The following is a 16,591-nucleotide window of genomic DNA, read 5'->3' as shown; positions in this document are numbered from 1 at the left end:
CACTCCGGGCGTGGCAGTATGCTGGCGTCTAATATAAGTAGAAACTTATGAAGGAGAGTTCGATGACTTTGTTGAGCGACCCTGTCACTCTTGCTGGACTGGTGACGCGGGAGATTCGTAGTGGGGTGCGCGATGGTGTGCCGACGAAGGTGGCGGTGGCGCGGCGGAGCTATTCGACCGATCAGGCCGATCTGTGGGAGGCGCTGACCGATCCGGAGCGGATTCCGCGCTGGTTCCTGCCGATCAGCGGGGAGCTGGCGCTCGGCGGGCGCTACCAGCTGGAGGGGAATGCGGGCGGGGTGGTCGAAGAGTGTGACGAGCCCAAAGGTTTCGCGGTGACCTGGGAGATGGGACCACAGGTGTCCTGGGTGCGGGTCGGGCTCACGCCGAGCGAGGCGGGCACGCTGCTCGAGCTGGCGCACGAGGCGCCCGTCGACCCGGGCTTCTGGACGCAGTACGGTCCCGGCGCCGTCGGTGTCGGCTGGGATCTCGCGCTGGTGGGCCTCGGGCTCTACCTGGCGAGCGGTGAACCGGTGGACCAGGCCGAGGCGCTCACCTTGCACACCACGCCGGAGGGCAAGGAGTTCATCCGCACGGCCGCGACGGGCTGGGCGGCGGCCGCGATCGGCGACGGCGACGAGCCGGACGCGGCGCACGCGGCCGCGGCGAATACGGTGAGCTTCTACACCACGGAATCCGAGGAGAGCCCCGAGTCCTGATGGACCGTTCTACCGCAAGCATTTTCGAGGCGCTCGGCGACCCGACCCGCCGCTACATCCTGGAGCTGGTGGCGGCCGGGGAGCAACCGGCGGGCGCGGTCGTCGCGGCGGTGCAGGAGCACGCGCAGATCTCCCAGCCCGGCGTCTCCCAGCATCTCAAGGTGCTGCGTGACGCCGGGCTGGTGCACGTCCGCGCGGCGGGCACCCGGCGCTTCTACACGCTGGACGAGGCGGGCTTGACGGCCGCGAAGACCTGGTTGAGCGCGCTCGCCGACCCGCTGCACCAGCTCGCGCAACCGCTGGACGCGCTCGCCACCGAGATCGCCCGCGGCAAGCGCACCCGGCGCACCGCGGCACCGCACCGCGACCTGGACCGCGACGCCCGCCACGCCTGACACCTCAGCCGACGACGGCCAGATACTCCCCGTAGAAGAGCATCAGCCCGACCGCGGCCGCGATGCCCGCGAGCAACCAGAACCGAATGATGACCGTGGTTTCGGCCCACTTGCCCAGTTCGAAATGATGGTGGAACGGCGCCATCCGGAACAACCGGTTGCGCGTGGTCCGGAACACCACGATCTGCAACAGCACCGAGAGGATCTCGGCGAAGAACAGCGCACCCACCACCGCCATCAGCAGCTCGGTGCGGGTCGTGATGGACAGCCCGGCGAGCAGGCCGCCGAGCGCCAGCGAACCGGTGTCGCCCATGAAGATCTTCGCGGGCGCCGCGTTCCACCACAGGAATCCGATGCACGCGCCGGCGCCGGCCGCGCAGACCACGGCGAGATCGAGCGGGTCGCGCACGGTGTAGCACCCGGCGACGGGGGTGCTCACGCACGAGTTGGTGTACTGCCAGAAGGTGATGATCACGTAGGCGCCGAGCGCGAAGCTCATCGATCCGGCGGCCAGCCCGTCGAGGCCGTCGGTGATGTTCACCGCGTTCGACCAGGCCACCACGAGGAAGCAGACGACGAGCAGGAAGCCGATCACGCCGAACGACACCGTGGTCACGTCGCGGACGTAGGACATGTGCCTGCTGGCGGGGGTGAGCCCCATATCGCCGGGGAACCGCAGCGCGAGCACGCCGAAAATGACTGCGGCGAGCAGCTGTCCGATGTACTTCCCGGTGGCCGTCAAGCCGAGATTGCGCTGCTTGCGGATCTTGATGAAATCGTCGAGGAACCCGACGAAGCCGAGCGCGGTGGCCAAGCCGAGCACCAGCAGACCGGAGACCGAGATCTCGGCTTCGTCGTGCCGGCTGTCGAGCAGATGCGCCCCCAGGTATCCGGCCCACATGCCGATCAGGATCGCGATGCCGCCCATGGTCGGGGTGCCGCGTTTGGACTGATGGCTGGCCGGGCCGTCGACCCGGATCTCCTGGCCGACGTTACGTCTCGTGAAAAGCTTGATCAGCAATGGCGTCAACGTGATCGACACCACGAGCGCGATCATCGCCGAGAACAAGATCTGTCTCATTCGCCCCTCATGTTGTTGTTCGAGCGCTCCGACGGTAGCAAGCTCGCGGGGGCAATGCGGTAACGAGCGGTTGCGCAGGCGCGACGAGGCCGCGACCGCCCCGCTGGACGGCCGCGGCCTCGAACGCCGATCACCTGTTCCAGATGGCCGCGACGAAGGTCTGCCCCCGCACCTGGTACCGGTGCTCGTGCACGAGACGGTAGCCCTGTGCGGCGAGCTGGGCCGCGGTGCTGTTGTAGGCCTGCACCGAGATGTCGTGGCGCGCTTGCCAAGCCCGGCCGTCGTTGCGCTCCCAGATGCCGGCGAAGCGCGACGCGCCGTTGACCTCGTAGCCGCGGACCAGGGTCAAGCGGTAGCCCTGCGCCAGCAGCTTGTCGAATTCGGCCTGGTAGGTCTTGGCATCCAGGCCGTGCCGGGCCTGCCACGCGCGGCCGTCGTTGCGGACCCAGGTGCTGGAGTAGCGCGGATCGTTGCCGGCGGTGACCCGGATATCGCTGATCCGGTAGCCCTGGGCGACCAGTTTGTCGAACTCGGCCTGATGCTGCGCGCCGTTCAGGTTGTCCCGGGTGACGGTCGCGGGCAGGGTGGGCGGCGGGGTGGTGTGGTCGGCGGCGAAGGTGACCGTCCAGTGCCGCCGATCGCCCTGGTAGATCACCGCGACGCCGACCTTGTCCAGTGTGCCGTCGAGGATGATCGCCCGGTGCCCAGGCGAATTCGACCAGAACCGCATGGCGTCGGCGGGCTCGACGTTGCGACCGTAGAAGTTGATCTCGGCGATCTTGGGCGCATCGGCGGGCACGCCGCACTGCGCGAACCGGGTCTTGATATCGCGGCCGAGGGTGTCCACGTGGTCGGCGGGCGAGCTGCCCCGGCGCGCGCTGTCGTTGCTCGCCCATTCGGCGGGCCGCGCCAGCACCTCGCTGTGCGTGACCGCGGCCAGGCCCGCGTCCTTGCGCAACTTGTTGATCTGGTCGAGCACGACGCCTTCCTCGCCGCGCAGCGCGAGCGCGGCGGGTTCGACATCGCAGTTGGTATAGGTCGTCGCGGACGCGGCGGGCAGCGCGAACAGGCAGGCGCCCGCGGCGATCGCGAGGGTGGCGGCGGTGGATTTGACGTTCATCGGTGGCTCCGTGTGCTGGTATCCGGGTGATCGCACACAGCGTCGCGCCGGGTCCTAACCGGAAATCAACGAAGCACTAACGGAGCTGCCCACGCCGTCCTCCGGTGGCCGACCTCGCTTGCACCGCACGGTGTTCCGGCTCAGATGCCGAGCACCAGCTTGGCGGTGGTGAAGTAGATGACCAGGCCGGTCGCGTCCACCAGGGTCGTCACCATCGGGGCGGACACCACCGCCGGATCGATCCGCAGCTTCTTGGCGAGCAACGGCATGGTGCCGCCGATGGTCGCGGCCCAACCACAGATCAGCACCAGGGTGATGCCGACGACCACCGCGACGCGCGGGCCGACGAACAGCCCGCCGATCACCAGTCCCGCGGCGGCGAGCATGGCGCCGAGCACCAACCCGACCCGGCATTCCCGCCAGATCACCTTGAACAGGTCCGAGACCCGCACCTCGCCGACGGCGAGCGCGCGCACGCAGGCGGTGGCGGCCTGCGCGCCGGCGTTGCCGCCCGCGCCGATCAGCAGCGGGATGAACAGCGCGAGATGCGCGGCCTGCTGGAGAGTGCCCTCGAACATGTCGGTGACGCTGACCGTCAGGGTCGCGGCGAGCAGCAACAGCACCAGCCACATGGCGCGATACCGGGCCAGCTGGAACACTCCGGCGGCCATGTAGTGGCCCTCCCACGGCGCCGAACCCGCCTGCCGGGCCACGTCCTCGCTGTCGGCGGCCTCGATCACCTCGACGGCGTCGTCGATGGTGAGCAGCCCGACGAGCCGGTCCTCGCTGTCCACCACGGGCAGGTTGATGTCGTTGGTCTCGCGCATCAGCCGGGCGGCCTTCTCCGCCGAGTCGGTCGCGCGCGCGAAAGCCGGTTCGGTGACGACCAATTCGGCGATCATCGTGTCCGGCTTGCTGAGCACCAGCTCGCGCAGTTCGACGATGCCGGTCAGCCGCCGGCCCCCGTCGACCACGGGCAGCGTGTAGACGGTTTCCGCGTCGGCGCCCTTGGCCCGCACCACGGTGAGCGCGTCGGCGACGGTGAGGTCGCGGGGCAGCGCCACCAGGGCGGGTGTCATGTACTGCCCGGCCGAGCCTTCCGGGTAGCCGAGCAGCGCGGCGGTCATCCGCCGTTCGCGCGGGCTCAACCCGGCCAGCACCTTCTTGGCCACCTTTGCGGGCGCCTCGCGCAGCATGCGGGCGCGGTCGTCGGGGGCCATGCCCTCGACCAGGTCGCGGAAGCTCTGGTCACGCAGGCCCTGCAGGATCTGCTGCTGGTCGACCGGCTCGAGTTCCTCGAAAACGGCCAGCGCCAAATCCTTGTCGAGCAGCCGGAACGCCATACCGGCCTGGACGGCGTCCATCCGGGCCAGCTGATCGGCGATGACATGCGGCGGGCGCTCGTCGAGCCACGCCAGCGCGGCGTCGACCCGGTGGGTGTCGACGACGTCCTGCAGGGACTCGGACAGCGTCGGACGAACTTCGATTACGTCGGTCTGCGACATGGGGGATCCTCAGCAAATACGCGTGAGTGAACAAGAGCGGGCGCGAAGAGTCACACCGCGGGCGCCGGCCCCCACCGTCGCTGATTACTCAGGAATGCGAAGGGGCGACGCCGCGCGGCCTTCGACTGGGAGGTTCGCTGCGCATGGCAACCCCACCTCCTCTTCGTCGCGGCCACAGACCTGGGCGTCTACACCGTCTTCAGCATTGATCGGACGCGAATGCATCCCCACGAAGGATACAGGCATCCGTCCAGATTCTTCACCTCGACCGCGGACGGGCGCTACTCGGCGACGGTGGCTGTGACGGCCGTCTCCGCCGCGGTCCAGGTGGGCACATGGCATACCCAGTCGGGCACGGGTGCGGTTTGCGGGCCGAACAGGTACAGGTGCGGGACCAGTCCGCGCAGCGCGTGATGCACCTCGAGCCGGTCGTCGATCATGTGCGTGATGCCGAGTTCGGCGCAGTGCACCGCCTTGTGCGCGCGCTCGCGGCAGAACCGCAGGTGGTCGCGCGGCATGCCGGTGCGAGTGAAGAAGTGGTGATGGTCGAGCCACTGCCGGGTGCGCTGCTCCACCCGCGGACCGCATTTGGAGATGACCCACGCCTGCCCGGCGAAACGCTCGACGAGGTGGGTCAGGACTTCGAAAGCGTTGGGGCTGGGCGGAGTTCGCATCGCCTCGGCATGTCCGCCGGAGAGGAAGACCGTGTCCGGCGCGCCCGGCCGTAAGGCCGCCCCCTGGATGACCCGGCCGAAGTCGACGCCGAGTCGTGGTTGTCTTGCGTTGTTCATGTGCGTTCCAGGATGACTCGGCACCCCGCGTGCTGTCGAGCGAATTACGCTCGCGGGCAACGACTCACACCGGCGGGGCCGGGTCGTACTGGATCGTGTGCCGGACCTGACGGGCGCGTTCGGCGCCGGCGAGCCGGCGCACGAGATGCAGTGCCATGTCGATGCCCGCGGAGACGCCCGAGGACGTGATGATGTCGCCGTCGTCGACGAATCGTTCATCGGCACTGACCGCGATGGTGGTGTCCAGTTCGCGCAGGTGCTCGAGCGAGGCCCAGTGCGTGGTCGCCGGGCGCCCGGCCAGCAGTCCCGCGGCGGCGAGCACCAGGGAGCCGGTGCAGACGCTGGTGATCAGCGGAGTCGTCGCGCGCTGTGCGCGCACCCAGTCGAGGGCCACGGTGTCTTTCAGCATCGGCCTGGTGCCCATGCCGCCGGGGATGATCAAGACGTCGCGCCGCGGCGCGGTGGCGTAGGAGTACTGCGCCTCGATCCGCATGCCCTTCGCGCACTCGACCGGGCCCTCGTGCTCGGCGAAGGTGAAGACGGTGTAGCCGTCGTCGGGGAAGTACTGCGTCCAGACCGACAGCACCTCCCACGGGCCGACCGCGTCCAGTTCTTCGACGCCGGGGAACAGCAGCAGGCCGATGGCGCTCGTCATGCTCCTTGCTTAGCACACCCGCGCAACCGCGCGTTTGCTAAGCGATTGCGAATGGAACACCGGTACTTCATACCGGAAGCTTGTCCTTGTTGAACCTTTCAGCCGCAATGACCGATACTCCCCCGCGAATCAGCCATTACTTGAGGAAATAAGCGATAATGTTGACCCTGCGGACCCGTTGCGCCCGCGGATAACGGTTCACCAACACCCTCTGCACATCCATTTGCTATGAGTTAGCGTGTGGCATGACCAAGATACTGGCCTTCACCTCACCGGCAAAGGGACATCTGTATCCGGTCGCGCCTGTACTGTCCGAGCTGGTTTCCCGCGGCCACTCCGTCACCGTGCTGACGATTCCCGGTAGCGAGCAGGAGCTCGGCCCACTCGGCCTCGCGGTGCGCGAACTGCCACCGGCCCTGGCGATGGACACGCTCAACGACTGGGCCACCACCGCCAAGATCCCCGCCCTGCGCGCCGCGCTCCGCGCGCTCGTCGCCCGCATCCCCGACGAGATCCAGGCCCTGCGCAGCGCGATCATCGCGGAACGACCCGACGCGCTGCTGATCGACATCACCGCGCCGGGCGCGCAGATCCTCGCCGCGGCCAGCGGGCTGCCGTGGGCCTCCTGGGCGCCGAAGCTGCTGCCACTCCCCTCGGTCGACACACCGCCCTTCGGCCCCGGATCGGTCCCGCGGACCGATCTGTTCGGCCGCCTGCGCGACAACGGCCTGCGCTGGTTCCTGGAACGACGATGGAACGAGGTGCTGCCCGAGCTCAACCACATGCGCCAGTACTACGGTCTCGACACCCTGGACAGCATCGTCGACTACCTGCGCATGCCGCCACTGACCCTCAACTTCACCGCGCCGCCGTTCGACGACGTGCGCTCGGACTGGCCGGAATCCGTCGCCCAGGTCGGCCCCGGCCTGTGGGCCCCGGACGCCGAACCGCCCGCGTGGCTGGCCGCGATAGATCGTCCGCTGGCGCTGGTCACCTGCTCGACCGAATTCCACGACGACGGCAGAATCGCCCAGACGGCGATGGACGCGCTGGCCGACAGCGGGATGTACACCGTGGTCACCTCGGGCGCCATCGATCCCGAAACCCTCACCGCCGCACCGAATGCGCGAGTCGAACGGTTCGTGCCGCACCACCTGCTGCTCGACCGCGCCGCCGTGGTGGTCTCACACGGCGGCATGGGCCTCGTCCAAAAAGCCTTGGCCACCGGCGTTCCCGTGTGTGTCGTGCCGTCCGGGCGGGACCACTTCGAGGTAGCGCGCCGGGTGGTCGGCAACGAGGCGGGCAGCCGCGTCGCGCCGAAACGGCTCACCGTCGCCACACTCCGCGCCGGGATCGAGCGGGCGCTGGCCTGCCGCGACGGCGCCGCCCGGGTGGCCGCCGGGTTCCGCGCTGCGACCGGCACGTTGCACGCCGCCAACCTGCTCGAACACCATTTCGCCGGGGTCGAGACCGGGCACCCGGCCCGCTTCGGCTCCCTCCCGGTCTACGAGTCCCACCACTACCCGACGAACGAGGTCGCCCCCGAGATCGTCCCCGGCGAACCCGATCCGGTGGTCCTGCCACCCAAATCCACCCCGGCACAACAGGAACGGCCGCACCGCGAGCGCTGACAGGCACCACCCGGCCGAGCACGGGATGATTGGTTAGGTTGTGGGCAAACATACGAAGGAGAAATCTGTGCGCTTCGGCATCTTCATCCCGCAGGGTTGGCGGCTCGACCTCGTCGGTATCGACCCCGCCGACCAGTGGCGGGTGATGCGGGACCTCGCGCAACGCGCGGATGCCGCCGACATCTGGGAATCGCTGTGGGTGTACGACCACTTCCACACCGTGCCGGTGCCCACCGAGGAGGCGACCCACGAGGCGTGGACGCTGATGTCGGCGTTCGCGGCGTCCACCTCGCGGGTGCGGCTCGGGCAGATGTGTACCGCGATGAGCTACCGGAATCCGGCCTATCTGGCGAAAGTCGCCGCGACCGTCGACCTGATCTCCGGTGGCCGGGCGGAGATGGGCATCGGCGGCGGCTGGTACGAACACGAGTGGCGGGCCTACGGTTACGGGTTCCCGTCGGCGGGTGAGCGCCTCGGCCGGCTCGACGAGGGCGTGCAGATCTTCCGGCAGGCGTGGACCACCGGCAAGGCGACGCTGGACGGCCGGTACTACCAGGTCGACGGGGCGATCGTGCAGCCGCTTCCGTTGCAGGAGAACGGCATTCCGCTGTGGATCGCGGGCGGCGGTGAGAAGAAGACGCTGCGGATCGCGGCGAAGTACGCCCAGTACACCAACTTCAGCGGCGCGCCCGACGAGTTCGCCGCGAAGTCGGACATCCTGCGCGCGCACTGCGCCGACGTCGGCACCGATTTCGCCGCCATCGTGCGCTCCTCGAACTTCAACGCGATCATCGCAAGCACCGAAACCGAAGTCGAAGAACGCCTTTCGGCGGTACAAGCCAAGCTGGCCACGGTGATCGACGACGATCAGGCCAAGGGTTTCGTGGACGGCATGTTCCGCACCTCCGCCGCCGTCGGCACCCCGGAGCAGGTCGCCGAGCGCCTCGCCGGCCTGCGCGACCTCGGCCTCGGCTACGCCATCCTCAACTTCCCCGAAGCCGCCTACGACACCTCCGGCATCGAGCTCTTCGAACGCGAAGTGGCCCCCACCCTGGCCTGAACCGCAGACCGAGAAAGCCCCGGCGCCATTGCGGCACCGGGGCTTTCGGCGTTGTGCGGTGTTACAGCATGCAGGAGACGCAGCCTTCTACTTCGGTACCCTCCAGCGCCATTTGACGCAGGCGGATGTAGTAGAGGGTCTTGATTCCCTTACGCCAGGCGTAGATCTGGGCGCGGTTGAGGTCGCGGGTGGTGACGGTGTCCTTGAAGAACAGGGTCAGCGACAGGCCCTGGTCCACGTGCTGGGTGGCCGCGGCGTAGGTGTCGATGATCTTCTCGTAGCCGATCTCGTAGGCGTCGTCGTAGTACTCGAGGTTGTCGTTGTCGAGGTAGGGCGCCGGGTAGTAGACGCGGCCGATCTTGCCTTCCTTGCGGATCTCGATCTTCGACGCCACCGGGTGGATGGAGCTGGTGGAGTGGTTGATGTAGGAGATCGACCCGGTCGGCGGAACCGCCTGCAGGTTCTGGTTGTAGATGCCGTGCGCCATGACCGATGCCTTCAGCGCCCGCCAGTCGTCCTGGGTCGGGATGTGCACCCCGGCGTCGGCGAAAAGCCGCGCGACCCGTTCGGTTTTCGGCTCCCACACCTGCTCGGTGTACTTGTCGAAGTACTCACCGCTGGCGTACTTCGACTCGGGGAAGCCGCCGAAGTAGCTGCCGCGCTCCTGCGCGATCAGGTTCGACGCCCGGATCGCGTGGTAGACCACGGTATAGAAGTAGATGTTGGTGAAGTCGATGCCCTCGTCGGAGCCGTAGTGCACCCGCTCGCGCGCCAGGTACCCGTGCAGGTTCATCTGGCCGAGACCGATCGCGTGGGACTCGTTGTTGCCCTGCTCGATCGAGGGCACCGAGTAGATGTGCGTCTGATCCGAGACCGCGGTCAGCGCCCGGATGGACGTCTCGATGGTCTGCGCGAAATCGGGTGAGTCCATCGTCTTGGCGATGTTCAGCGAGCCGAGGTTGCACGAGATGTCCTTGCCCACCTCGGCATAGGACAGATCGTCGTTGAACACCGACGGCGTGGAGACCTGCAGGATCTCCGAGCACAGGTTGGAGTGGGTGATCTTGCCCGCGATCGGGTTGGCCCGGTTCACCGTGTCCTCGAACATGATGTACGGGTAACCGGATTCGAACTGCAGCTCGGCGATGGTCTGGAAGAACTCGCGCGCCTTGATCTTCGACTTGCGGATCCGCTTGTCGTCGACCATCTCGTAGTACTTCTCGGTGACGTCGATATCGGCGAACGGCTTGCCGTAGATGCGCTCCACGTCGTACGGCGAGAACAGATACATGTCCTCGTTCTTCTTCGCCAGCTCGAAGGTGATGTCGGGGATCACCACGCCCAGCGAGAGGGTCTTGATGCGGATCTTCTCGTCCGCGTTCTCCCGCTTGGTGTCCAGGAACCGGTAGATGTCGGGGTGGTGCGCGTGCAGGTACACCGCGCCCGCGCCCTGGCGCGCGCCGAGCTGGTTGGCGTAGGAGAACGAGTCCTCCAGCAGCTTCATGATCGGGATGACGCCCGAGCTCTGGTTCTCGATCTTCTTGATCGGCGCGCCGTGCTCACGAATGTTGGTGAGCAGCAGGGCGACCCCGCCGCCGCGCTTGGACAGCTGCAGCGCGGAGTTGATGGAGCGCCCGATGGACTCCATGTTGTCCTCGATGCGCAGCAGGAAGCAGGACACCGGCTCGCCGCGCTGCTTCTTGCCCGAGTTGAGGAAGGTCGGGGTGGCCGGCTGGAAACGACCGTCGATGATCTCGTCGACCAGCTTGCCCGCGAGCACCTCGTCGCCGGCGGCGAGGGTGAGCGCGACCATGCAGACGCGGTCCTCGAACCGCTCCAGGTAACGCTTGCCGTCGAAGGTCTTCAGCGTGTACGAGGTGTAGTACTTGAACGCGCCGAGGAAGGTGGGGAACCGGAACTTCTTGGCATAGGCCTGCTGGAACAGCTTCTTGATGAACCCGCGGCTGTACTGCTCGAGTACCTCGGACTCGTAGTAGTTCTCGTCGACCAGGTAGTCCAGCTTCTCGTCCAGGTTGTGGAAGAAGACGGTGTTCTGGTTGACGTGCTGCAGGAAGTACTGGTGCGCCGCCTCCCGGTCCTTGTCGAACTGGATCTCACCGTTCGGGCCGTACAGGTTCAGCATCGCATTGAGGGCGTGGTAGTCGAGTACCTCGCCTGTCTCGGCATTGCGGACCGGTGGCTGCTCTAAGCGAGCCGTTTTTCCGGTCGGTGCTGTCGTTGTTGTTGCCAAAACAATCCCAATCCCTCTCGGACGCGCTCGACGTCCTCGGCGGTTCCCATGAGTTCGAAGCGATACAGGTAGGGCACCCCGCACTTGCGCGAGATCACCTCACCCGCATAGCAGTAGGTGTCGCCGAAGTTCGTGTTACCCGCCGCGACCACGCCACGCAGCAGCGCGCGGTTGTGCGGATCGTTGAGGAACTTGGCGACCTGGCGCGGCACGAAATCCTTGTCGGATCGGTGACCGCTGATGCTGTTCGGCCGTTGCGCGTCGAGCACGTGCCGACCGCCCCCGTAGGTGGGGACGATCAGCACGTAGGGCTCGTCGACGCGCAGCGAGTCGGCGGTATGCAATGGAATGCGAGTCGCCGGGATCCCCAGCTTCTCGACGAAGCGGTGCGTGTTCTCCGAGGCGCTGGAGAAGTAGACCAGTGCGCCGGGTGCGGTGCTCGAGCGATCGTCGTTGCCGGACACGCTCACCTCACCTCTCTCGGAGGAACGGCGCGGCGTCAGGCCGCGACGGTCGCGAGCGACTTGATCCGGTCGGGCCGGAAGCCGGACCAGTGATCCTCACCGGCCACCACGACCGGCGCCTGCAGGTAACCGAGGGCCATGACGTAGTCACGGGCCTCCTCGTTCTCCGAGATGTCGATCACCTCGTAGTCCACCCCGGCCTTGTCGAGGGCCTTGTAGGTGGCATTGCACTGGACGCAAGCGGGCTTGGTGTACACGGTGACGGTCATTGAGGTCCCTCTCTCCTTGTGCCTGATCCACAGCCTGTGATCCGTATGCCGGTCATTCCGACCGACCTGCAATGCACGATCCGAGTTGCTGCGCAAACTCCTGGATCTGGCCTCGAACCTCCTGCTCAGCCCCTTCGGGCCGAGGTACGCAGGGCGGGATGTCATGCCGTCTTCCAGTACCGAAGACACTACACCTAGTGGCCGACAGATTCATCCAACACGACATGTTGCGAGTCACAAGGATGAAATTCGAAGGCGGTAAGTACCTGGACACTCGATTCGCAACCCGACACGGCCGTGGTGCAGATCACAATTTCGTACCGTAGCTGATATCCAGCAAACTCTCGGGACAAGCGAAGAGGGCCACCTCTACCGGGAGAGATGGCCCTCTTCGAGACCGGACGGGAAGCTTACACGGTGACGAATTCACCGCGCGCCGCCTCCACCAACTCGTGCACCGAGGCGGCGAGCGCGGTCAGCGCTTCCGCGTCTTCGCGCGGGTGTGTCGCGCCGAACCGCTCGCCGATCGTGGCGAAGCGCAGATGCGCGGCCTCCACCACGTCGGCACCGGCCACCCCGAGCGACTTCACCGTGTCGCCATGCGCCCACTGCGCGGCGCGCGGGCTGATCGAGGCGCTGATCACGGCGGTCGGCTTACCCTGGAGCGAGCCCGCGCCGTACGGGCGCGAGGCCCAGTCGATGGCGTTCTTCAACACGCCGGGCAGCGTGCCGTTGTATTCGGGCGTCACGATCAGCAGGCCGTCGGCCGCGGCGACCGCGTCGCGCAGAGCCTGCGCCTGGGCGGGCACGGCTCCCTCGATATCGAGGTCTTCGTTGTAGAAAGGAATATCGGCGAGACCCTCATACAGCGTGACCTCTACGCCCTCGGGGGCGGTGAGGGCAGCGGTCTCGGCCAGTCGTCGATTGATCGACGCGGCACGGAGGCTACCGACGAGAGCGAGGATGCGGGTCTGTCCCATGACGACTCCTGGTGTACTGAGTGTGGTGTCCGAACTTTCACCTGACACTAACCGGACCACGGTCCGATTACTTCCCGCGGAGACTGCGTGAGTGCTGTGAGCTACCCCACTTCGGATATCCCGACGCCCGAGGGCCGACCGCTGCTCGGCATCGGCGCGCCGCTGCCCGGCACGGCCGAACCCACCGAGCGCGCCGACGCCGCGCGCAATCGGCAACTGCTGCTCGATGCCGCGCAGCAGCTGGTCCGCGAACACGACGTGGACAGTCTCACCATGGACGCGCTCGCCAAACGGGCCGGCGTCGGCAAGGGCACCGTCTTCCGCCGGTTCGGCAATCGATCCGGGCTGCTGCTGGCCTTGCTCGACCATTCGGAGCGAAAGTTCCAGCACGCGTTCATGTTCGGCCCGCCCCCGCTGGGCCCCGGCGCGCCGCCGGTCGACCGGCTCGTGGCATTCGGCCGGGCCCGGCTGCTCGATATCGACGTGGAAGGCGAGCTGTATCGCGCCGCCGAGGTCGGTGAGGCCGGCGAGCGCTTCTCCGGCGCGCCCTATCTGCTGCTCAAGGCGCACGTGGCGATGCTGCTGCGGGAGGCGGGCTTGCCCGGCGAGATTCCGCTGCTCGCCGACAGCCTGGTCGCGGCACTCGGCTCGGCCCTGGTCATGCACCAGATGCACACCCAGGGGTACAGCCGCGAACAGATCGGGGACAACTGGGAAGCCCTGGTTCGCCGCGTTGTTTCGGGATGAACAGTCAGTAGAGTGGGCTGGCATGCAGAACCTGCGCGAACAGATCATTGCGGAATTGGGCGTCCAGCCGAGTATCGAACCGAAAGCCGAGGTGCGGCGCCGGGTCGATTTCCTGAAGGACTATCTGAACGCCACTCCCGCAAAGGGTTTCGTGCTCGGCATCAGCGGCGGTCAGGACAGCTCGCTGGCCGGGCGGCTGTGTCAGCTGGCCGCCGAGGAACTGCGGGCCGACGGCGCGGACGCCACCTTCCTGGCGGTGCGGCTGCCCTACGGCGTCCAAGCCGATGAAGCCGACGCGCGCACGGCGCTGCGTTTCATCCAGCCGGACAAGTCGGTATCGGTGAACGTACGCCCCAGCGCGAACGCGGCCGCGGGCGAGGTGGCCTCCGCGTTGAAGATCGATAAGCTGCGCGACTTCGTGCGCGGCAACATCAAGGCGCGCGAACGGATGGTGATCCAGTACGCCCTGGCGGGGCAGGAGAACCTGCTGGTGGTGGGCACCGACCACGCGGCAGAGGCGGTGACCGGCTTCTTCACCAAGTACGGCGACGGCGGCGTGGACCTGACCCCGCTCACCGGCCTGACCAAGCGGCAGGGCGCGGCACTGCTGCAAGAGCTCGGCGCCCCAGCGAGCGTCTGGTCCAAGGTGCCGACCGCGGATCTGGAGGACGACCGGCCCGCCCTGCCCGACGAGGAGGCGCTCGGCCTCACCTATCGCGAGATCGACGACTATCTCGAGGGCAAGGACGTCACCACCGAGGTGTCCGAGCGGATCGAATCCCTCTTCCGCACCACCCGGCACAAGCGCGCGGTCCCGGTGACCCCGCTCGACACCTGGTGGCGCGAATAGCGTTCTGCCGCAACCGGCTACACGTCGGCGCGGATGCGGGCGGCCACCTCGTCCAGGCGGCGGGTGAGGAAGCGGCGGACCTGATCGTTCGGTGTCCGCGCCAGCGCCGCCCGATAGTTGTCGGCCGCCTCCGGATAGCGGGCGGCGCGGCGGAGCAGGTCGGCGCGGGTGGCGGGCACCAGGTGCGAGGTACCGAGGCGGGGATGATCGGCCACCTCGTCCAGCGCGGCCAGGCCCGCGTCGAAGCCGTGCAGGAAGGCGACGGCGATCGCCCGGTTCACCCGGATCACCGGCGACGCGGAGTACGCGAGTAGTTCGTCGTAGGCAGAAACCACTGCGGCCCAATTGGTTTCCGCGAAGCTCGGCGCGGTGGCGTGCGCGGCGGCGATCCGGGCCTGGATCAGGTAGGGGCCGTTGCCCGCCGCGGCGGCCGAGATCAGGCAGCGCAGTCCCGCTTCGATCGCGGCCCGATTCCAGCCGGCCCGGTCCTGGTCCTCCAGCGGCACCAGATCGCCTTCGGCGCCGCGCCTTTGGGTTCGGCGACTGTCGTTCAGCAGCATCAGGGCGAGCAGCGCCCCGGCCTCCGGCTCCCCCGGCAGCAACCCGCACAGCAGCCGTCCGAGCCGGATCGCCTCGTCGCACAACTCGTCTCGGATGGCGGCCGGTCCCGCGGTCGCGGCGTACCCCTCGGTGAACACCAGATAGACGCATGCCAGCACGGCGGGCACCCGCTCGGGCAGCAGGTGCACCGGCGGCACCCGCAACGGAATACCGGCCGCGCGGATCTTCGCCTTCGCCCGGGTGAGCCGTTGCGCCACAGTGTGTTCCGGCTGCAGGAAGGCCCGGGCGATCTCGACCGTGCGCAACCCGCACACCAGCCGCAACGTCAAGGCGACCTGCGATTCCTGCGACAGCGCGGGATGACAGCAGGTGAAGATCATGCGGAGTTGGTCGTCCGGTACCGGCGTCACGTCGGGCTCCTCGTTCGGCACGGTCAGCAGGACGGCGTCCTGTTCTTTGGCGTCGCGGGCCGACTCGCGCCGCAACCGATCCAGGGCGCGATTGCGCGCCGCGGTGGTGATCCAGGCGCCCGGATTGGCCGGCACCCCGCGCTGCGGCCAACTGCGCAGCGCGTCGGCGAACGCCTCGTGCACCGCGTCCTCGGCCAGTCCGATATCGCCGACCAGCCGGGCGATCGTGGCCAGGGCCCGGCCGAATTCGGCCCGGTAGATGCCGTCGATCGCCGTGCCCTGGCCCTCGCGCACGATCAGAAGCCCACGTCGACGATCCGGCGCAGCTCGGTGCGCCCCTTCTCGCCGCGCGGAATCCGCGCCCCGATCTCGCCGGCCTGCGCCGGACTCGCCGCGGTGAACACATAGAGCCCGTCGACCACCTCGGCACCCTCGGTGAACGGACCATCGGTGAGCAACAGCGCACCGTCTCGTTCCCGCACGATGGTCGCCTCGGTCGGCGGCCGCAACGCACCGCCGCCCTGGATCACCGCGCCCGCCTGCTCGGCGAACCGCTGATGCGCGGCGGCCATCGTGTCCCACTCCGGCGTATCGGGCGCGACGAAATCGCCCTGCGGCGACCACAGCAGCGCCAGCCACCAGTCGGCCCCGGGCGTCGAATGCGGCAGCCACATCTGCATCGGCCGCACCTCGATCGAGCCCCGCGCGGCCGCCGGGATCTTCCTGGCGAGCTGGACCGCCTCGTCCGGGTTCGCGCAGTCGAACACGTAGAAACCGGTGACCACCTCGTTCTGTTCGGTGAACGGGCCATCGGTGATCAGTGTTTCGCCGGCGCCACCGCGGATGTTGACGGCCGTGGCGGACGGGTAGAGCGCCGCGCCGCCCGCGATCGCCGCGGCCGCCTGCTCCTGGAACGCCGCGTACTTTGCGACGCCCGCGTCGAACTCCGGTGTACCCGGCGCGGCGCTCGGCCCGGATTCGCCGCCGACAATCGTGGCCAAGTAGTGCATGGTCGCCAACCTTCCTCGAACGGAGGGGCTCGATACCCTTCCCTACCCAGACGACGAACGCCGCGCGGATTTCTCTACACCCGGCCCGAAAC

Annotated in this window: 17 protein-coding genes; 6 read left to right on the top strand and 11 right to left on the bottom strand. The window is 67.8% G+C overall.

Features of this window, described 5'->3' with window-relative positions:
• The first annotated feature begins 62 nt into the window (after window positions 1-62).
• Complete coding sequence (locus tag NVU01S_RS15585) at window positions 63-719, top strand: SRPBCC family protein (protein WP_043674093.1); 657 nt, start codon at window positions 63-65, stop codon at window positions 717-719.
• Window positions 719-1,114, top strand: coding sequence for an ArsR/SmtB family transcription factor (locus NVU01S_RS15580; protein ID WP_043673936.1), 396 nt, complete (start codon window positions 719-721; stop codon window positions 1,112-1,114). The genes NVU01S_RS15585 and NVU01S_RS15580 overlap by 1 nt, the downstream gene beginning before the upstream one ends.
• A gap of 4 nt (window positions 1,115-1,118) precedes the next feature.
• Here NVU01S_RS15580 and mraY read toward each other — a convergent pair whose 3' ends face one another.
• The 5 genes from mraY to NVU01S_RS15555 all read right to left on the bottom strand — a co-directional run bounded on the left by mraY (window position 1,119) and on the right by NVU01S_RS15555 (window position 6,266).
• Window positions 1,119-2,195, bottom strand: coding sequence for a phospho-N-acetylmuramoyl-pentapeptide-transferase (gene mraY, locus NVU01S_RS15575; protein WP_014987220.1), 1,077 nt, complete (start codon window positions 2,193-2,195; stop codon window positions 1,119-1,121).
• A 130-nt stretch (window positions 2,196-2,325) separates the two neighbouring features.
• A complete protein-coding gene (locus tag NVU01S_RS15570) occupies window positions 2,326-3,315 on the bottom strand; it encodes a CAP domain-containing protein (protein ID WP_052280815.1) in 990 nt (329 codons plus the stop codon).
• A gap of 140 nt (window positions 3,316-3,455) precedes the next feature.
• The gene (mgtE, locus tag NVU01S_RS15565; protein ID WP_043673938.1) at window positions 3,456-4,820 is read right to left on the bottom strand and encodes a magnesium transporter; all 1,365 of its coding nucleotides are present in this window, start codon (window positions 4,818-4,820) and stop codon (window positions 3,456-3,458) included.
• A 281-nt stretch (window positions 4,821-5,101) separates the two neighbouring features.
• The gene (locus tag NVU01S_RS15560) at window positions 5,102-5,611 is read right to left on the bottom strand and encodes a hypothetical protein (protein WP_043673941.1); all 510 of its coding nucleotides are present in this window, start codon (window positions 5,609-5,611) and stop codon (window positions 5,102-5,104) included.
• 64 nt (window positions 5,612-5,675) lie between these two features.
• The gene (locus NVU01S_RS15555) at window positions 5,676-6,266 is read right to left on the bottom strand and encodes a DJ-1/PfpI family protein (RefSeq protein WP_043673942.1); all 591 of its coding nucleotides are present in this window, start codon (window positions 6,264-6,266) and stop codon (window positions 5,676-5,678) included.
• A gap of 245 nt (window positions 6,267-6,511) precedes the next feature.
• Here NVU01S_RS15555 and NVU01S_RS15550 point away from each other — a divergent pair, with 245 nt between their 5' ends.
• Window positions 6,512-7,897 (top strand): glycosyltransferase, encoded by a 1,386-nt coding sequence (locus NVU01S_RS15550; protein WP_052280816.1) that lies wholly within the window; start codon window positions 6,512-6,514, stop codon window positions 7,895-7,897.
• Window positions 7,898-7,964: 67 nt separating this feature from the next.
• On the top strand, window positions 7,965-8,957 hold the full coding sequence (locus NVU01S_RS15545; protein WP_043674102.1) for an LLM class F420-dependent oxidoreductase: 993 nt from the start codon (window positions 7,965-7,967) through the stop codon (window positions 8,955-8,957).
• A 61-nt stretch (window positions 8,958-9,018) separates the two neighbouring features.
• Here the strand turns inward: NVU01S_RS15545 and nrdE are convergent, their stop codons facing one another.
• The 4 genes from nrdE to NVU01S_RS15525 all read right to left on the bottom strand — a co-directional run bounded on the left by nrdE (window position 9,019) and on the right by NVU01S_RS15525 (window position 12,921).
• Window positions 9,019-11,100: a class 1b ribonucleoside-diphosphate reductase subunit alpha gene (nrdE, locus tag NVU01S_RS15540; protein WP_052280817.1), complete on the bottom strand. Its 2,082-nt coding sequence runs from the start codon at window positions 11,098-11,100 to the stop codon at window positions 9,019-9,021.
• 62 nt (window positions 11,101-11,162) lie between these two features.
• Complete coding sequence (gene nrdI, locus NVU01S_RS15535) at window positions 11,163-11,672, bottom strand: class Ib ribonucleoside-diphosphate reductase assembly flavoprotein NrdI (RefSeq protein WP_042254199.1); 510 nt, start codon at window positions 11,670-11,672, stop codon at window positions 11,163-11,165.
• 35 nt (window positions 11,673-11,707) lie between these two features.
• Complete coding sequence (locus NVU01S_RS15530) at window positions 11,708-11,941, bottom strand: redoxin NrdH (protein ID WP_014987271.1); 234 nt, start codon at window positions 11,939-11,941, stop codon at window positions 11,708-11,710.
• A gap of 410 nt (window positions 11,942-12,351) precedes the next feature.
• Window positions 12,352-12,921 (bottom strand): NAD(P)H-dependent oxidoreductase, encoded by a 570-nt coding sequence (locus NVU01S_RS15525; RefSeq protein WP_043673952.1) that lies wholly within the window; start codon window positions 12,919-12,921, stop codon window positions 12,352-12,354.
• Between the two features lie 141 nt (window positions 12,922-13,062).
• On the opposite strand from NVU01S_RS15525, the gene NVU01S_RS15520 reads away from it, so the two are divergent.
• Together NVU01S_RS15520 and nadE are read left to right on the top strand one after the other, a co-directional pair.
• Entirely contained in the window at window positions 13,063-13,668 is a 606-nt protein-coding gene (locus NVU01S_RS15520) for a TetR/AcrR family transcriptional regulator (protein WP_082032151.1), read from the top strand.
• A gap of 22 nt (window positions 13,669-13,690) precedes the next feature.
• Window positions 13,691-14,518 (top strand): NAD(+) synthase, encoded by an 828-nt coding sequence (nadE, locus tag NVU01S_RS15515; protein WP_043673955.1) that lies wholly within the window; start codon window positions 13,691-13,693, stop codon window positions 14,516-14,518.
• A 17-nt stretch (window positions 14,519-14,535) separates the two neighbouring features.
• Here the strand turns inward: nadE and NVU01S_RS15510 are convergent, their stop codons facing one another.
• Entirely contained in the window at window positions 14,536-15,783 is a 1,248-nt protein-coding gene (locus NVU01S_RS15510) for an RNA polymerase sigma factor (RefSeq protein ID WP_082032145.1), read from the bottom strand.
• Between the two features lie 2 nt (window positions 15,784-15,785).
• A complete protein-coding gene (locus tag NVU01S_RS15505) occupies window positions 15,786-16,499 on the bottom strand; it encodes a YciI family protein (RefSeq protein ID WP_043673958.1) in 714 nt (237 codons plus the stop codon).
• Window positions 16,500-16,591 lie beyond the last annotated feature (92 nt).

The sequence above is a fragment of the Nocardia vulneris genome (assembly GCF_001613425.1).
Taxonomy (GTDB): domain Bacteria; phylum Actinomycetota; class Actinomycetes; order Mycobacteriales; family Mycobacteriaceae; genus Nocardia; species Nocardia vulneris.
Note: the sequence above shows the minus strand (reverse complement) of the source record. Positions and strands in the feature narration are given on the sequence as shown.

Coding starts and splice junctions, on each gene's coding strand:
- NVU01S_RS15580 (WP_043673936.1), top strand. CDS start 719: ATGGACCGTTCTACCGCAAGCATTTTCGAGGCGCTCGGCGACCCGACC.
- nadE (WP_043673955.1), top strand. CDS start 13,691: ATGCAGAACCTGCGCGAACAGATCATTGCGGAATTGGGCGTCCAGCCG.
- NVU01S_RS15570 (WP_052280815.1), bottom strand. CDS start 3,315: ATGAACGTCAAATCCACCGCCGCCACCCTCGCGATCGCCGCGGGCGCC.
- NVU01S_RS15550 (WP_052280816.1), top strand. CDS start 6,512: ATGACCAAGATACTGGCCTTCACCTCACCGGCAAAGGGACATCTGTAT.
- NVU01S_RS15525 (WP_043673952.1), bottom strand. CDS start 12,921: ATGGGACAGACCCGCATCCTCGCTCTCGTCGGTAGCCTCCGTGCCGCG.
- NVU01S_RS15555 (WP_043673942.1), bottom strand. CDS start 6,266: ATGACGAGCGCCATCGGCCTGCTGCTGTTCCCCGGCGTCGAAGAACTG.
- nrdE (WP_052280817.1), bottom strand. CDS start 11,100: ATGCTGAACCTGTACGGCCCGAACGGTGAGATCCAGTTCGACAAGGAC.
- NVU01S_RS15505 (WP_043673958.1), bottom strand. CDS start 16,499: ATGCACTACTTGGCCACGATTGTCGGCGGCGAATCCGGGCCGAGCGCC.
- NVU01S_RS15530 (WP_014987271.1), bottom strand. CDS start 11,941: ATGACCGTCACCGTGTACACCAAGCCCGCTTGCGTCCAGTGCAATGCC.
- NVU01S_RS15585 (WP_043674093.1), top strand. CDS start 63: ATGACTTTGTTGAGCGACCCTGTCACTCTTGCTGGACTGGTGACGCGG.
- NVU01S_RS15560 (WP_043673941.1), bottom strand. CDS start 5,611: ATGAACAACGCAAGACAACCACGACTCGGCGTCGACTTCGGCCGGGTC.
- mgtE (WP_043673938.1), bottom strand. CDS start 4,820: ATGTCGCAGACCGACGTAATCGAAGTTCGTCCGACGCTGTCCGAGTCC.
- mraY (WP_014987220.1), bottom strand. CDS start 2,195: ATGAGACAGATCTTGTTCTCGGCGATGATCGCGCTCGTGGTGTCGATC.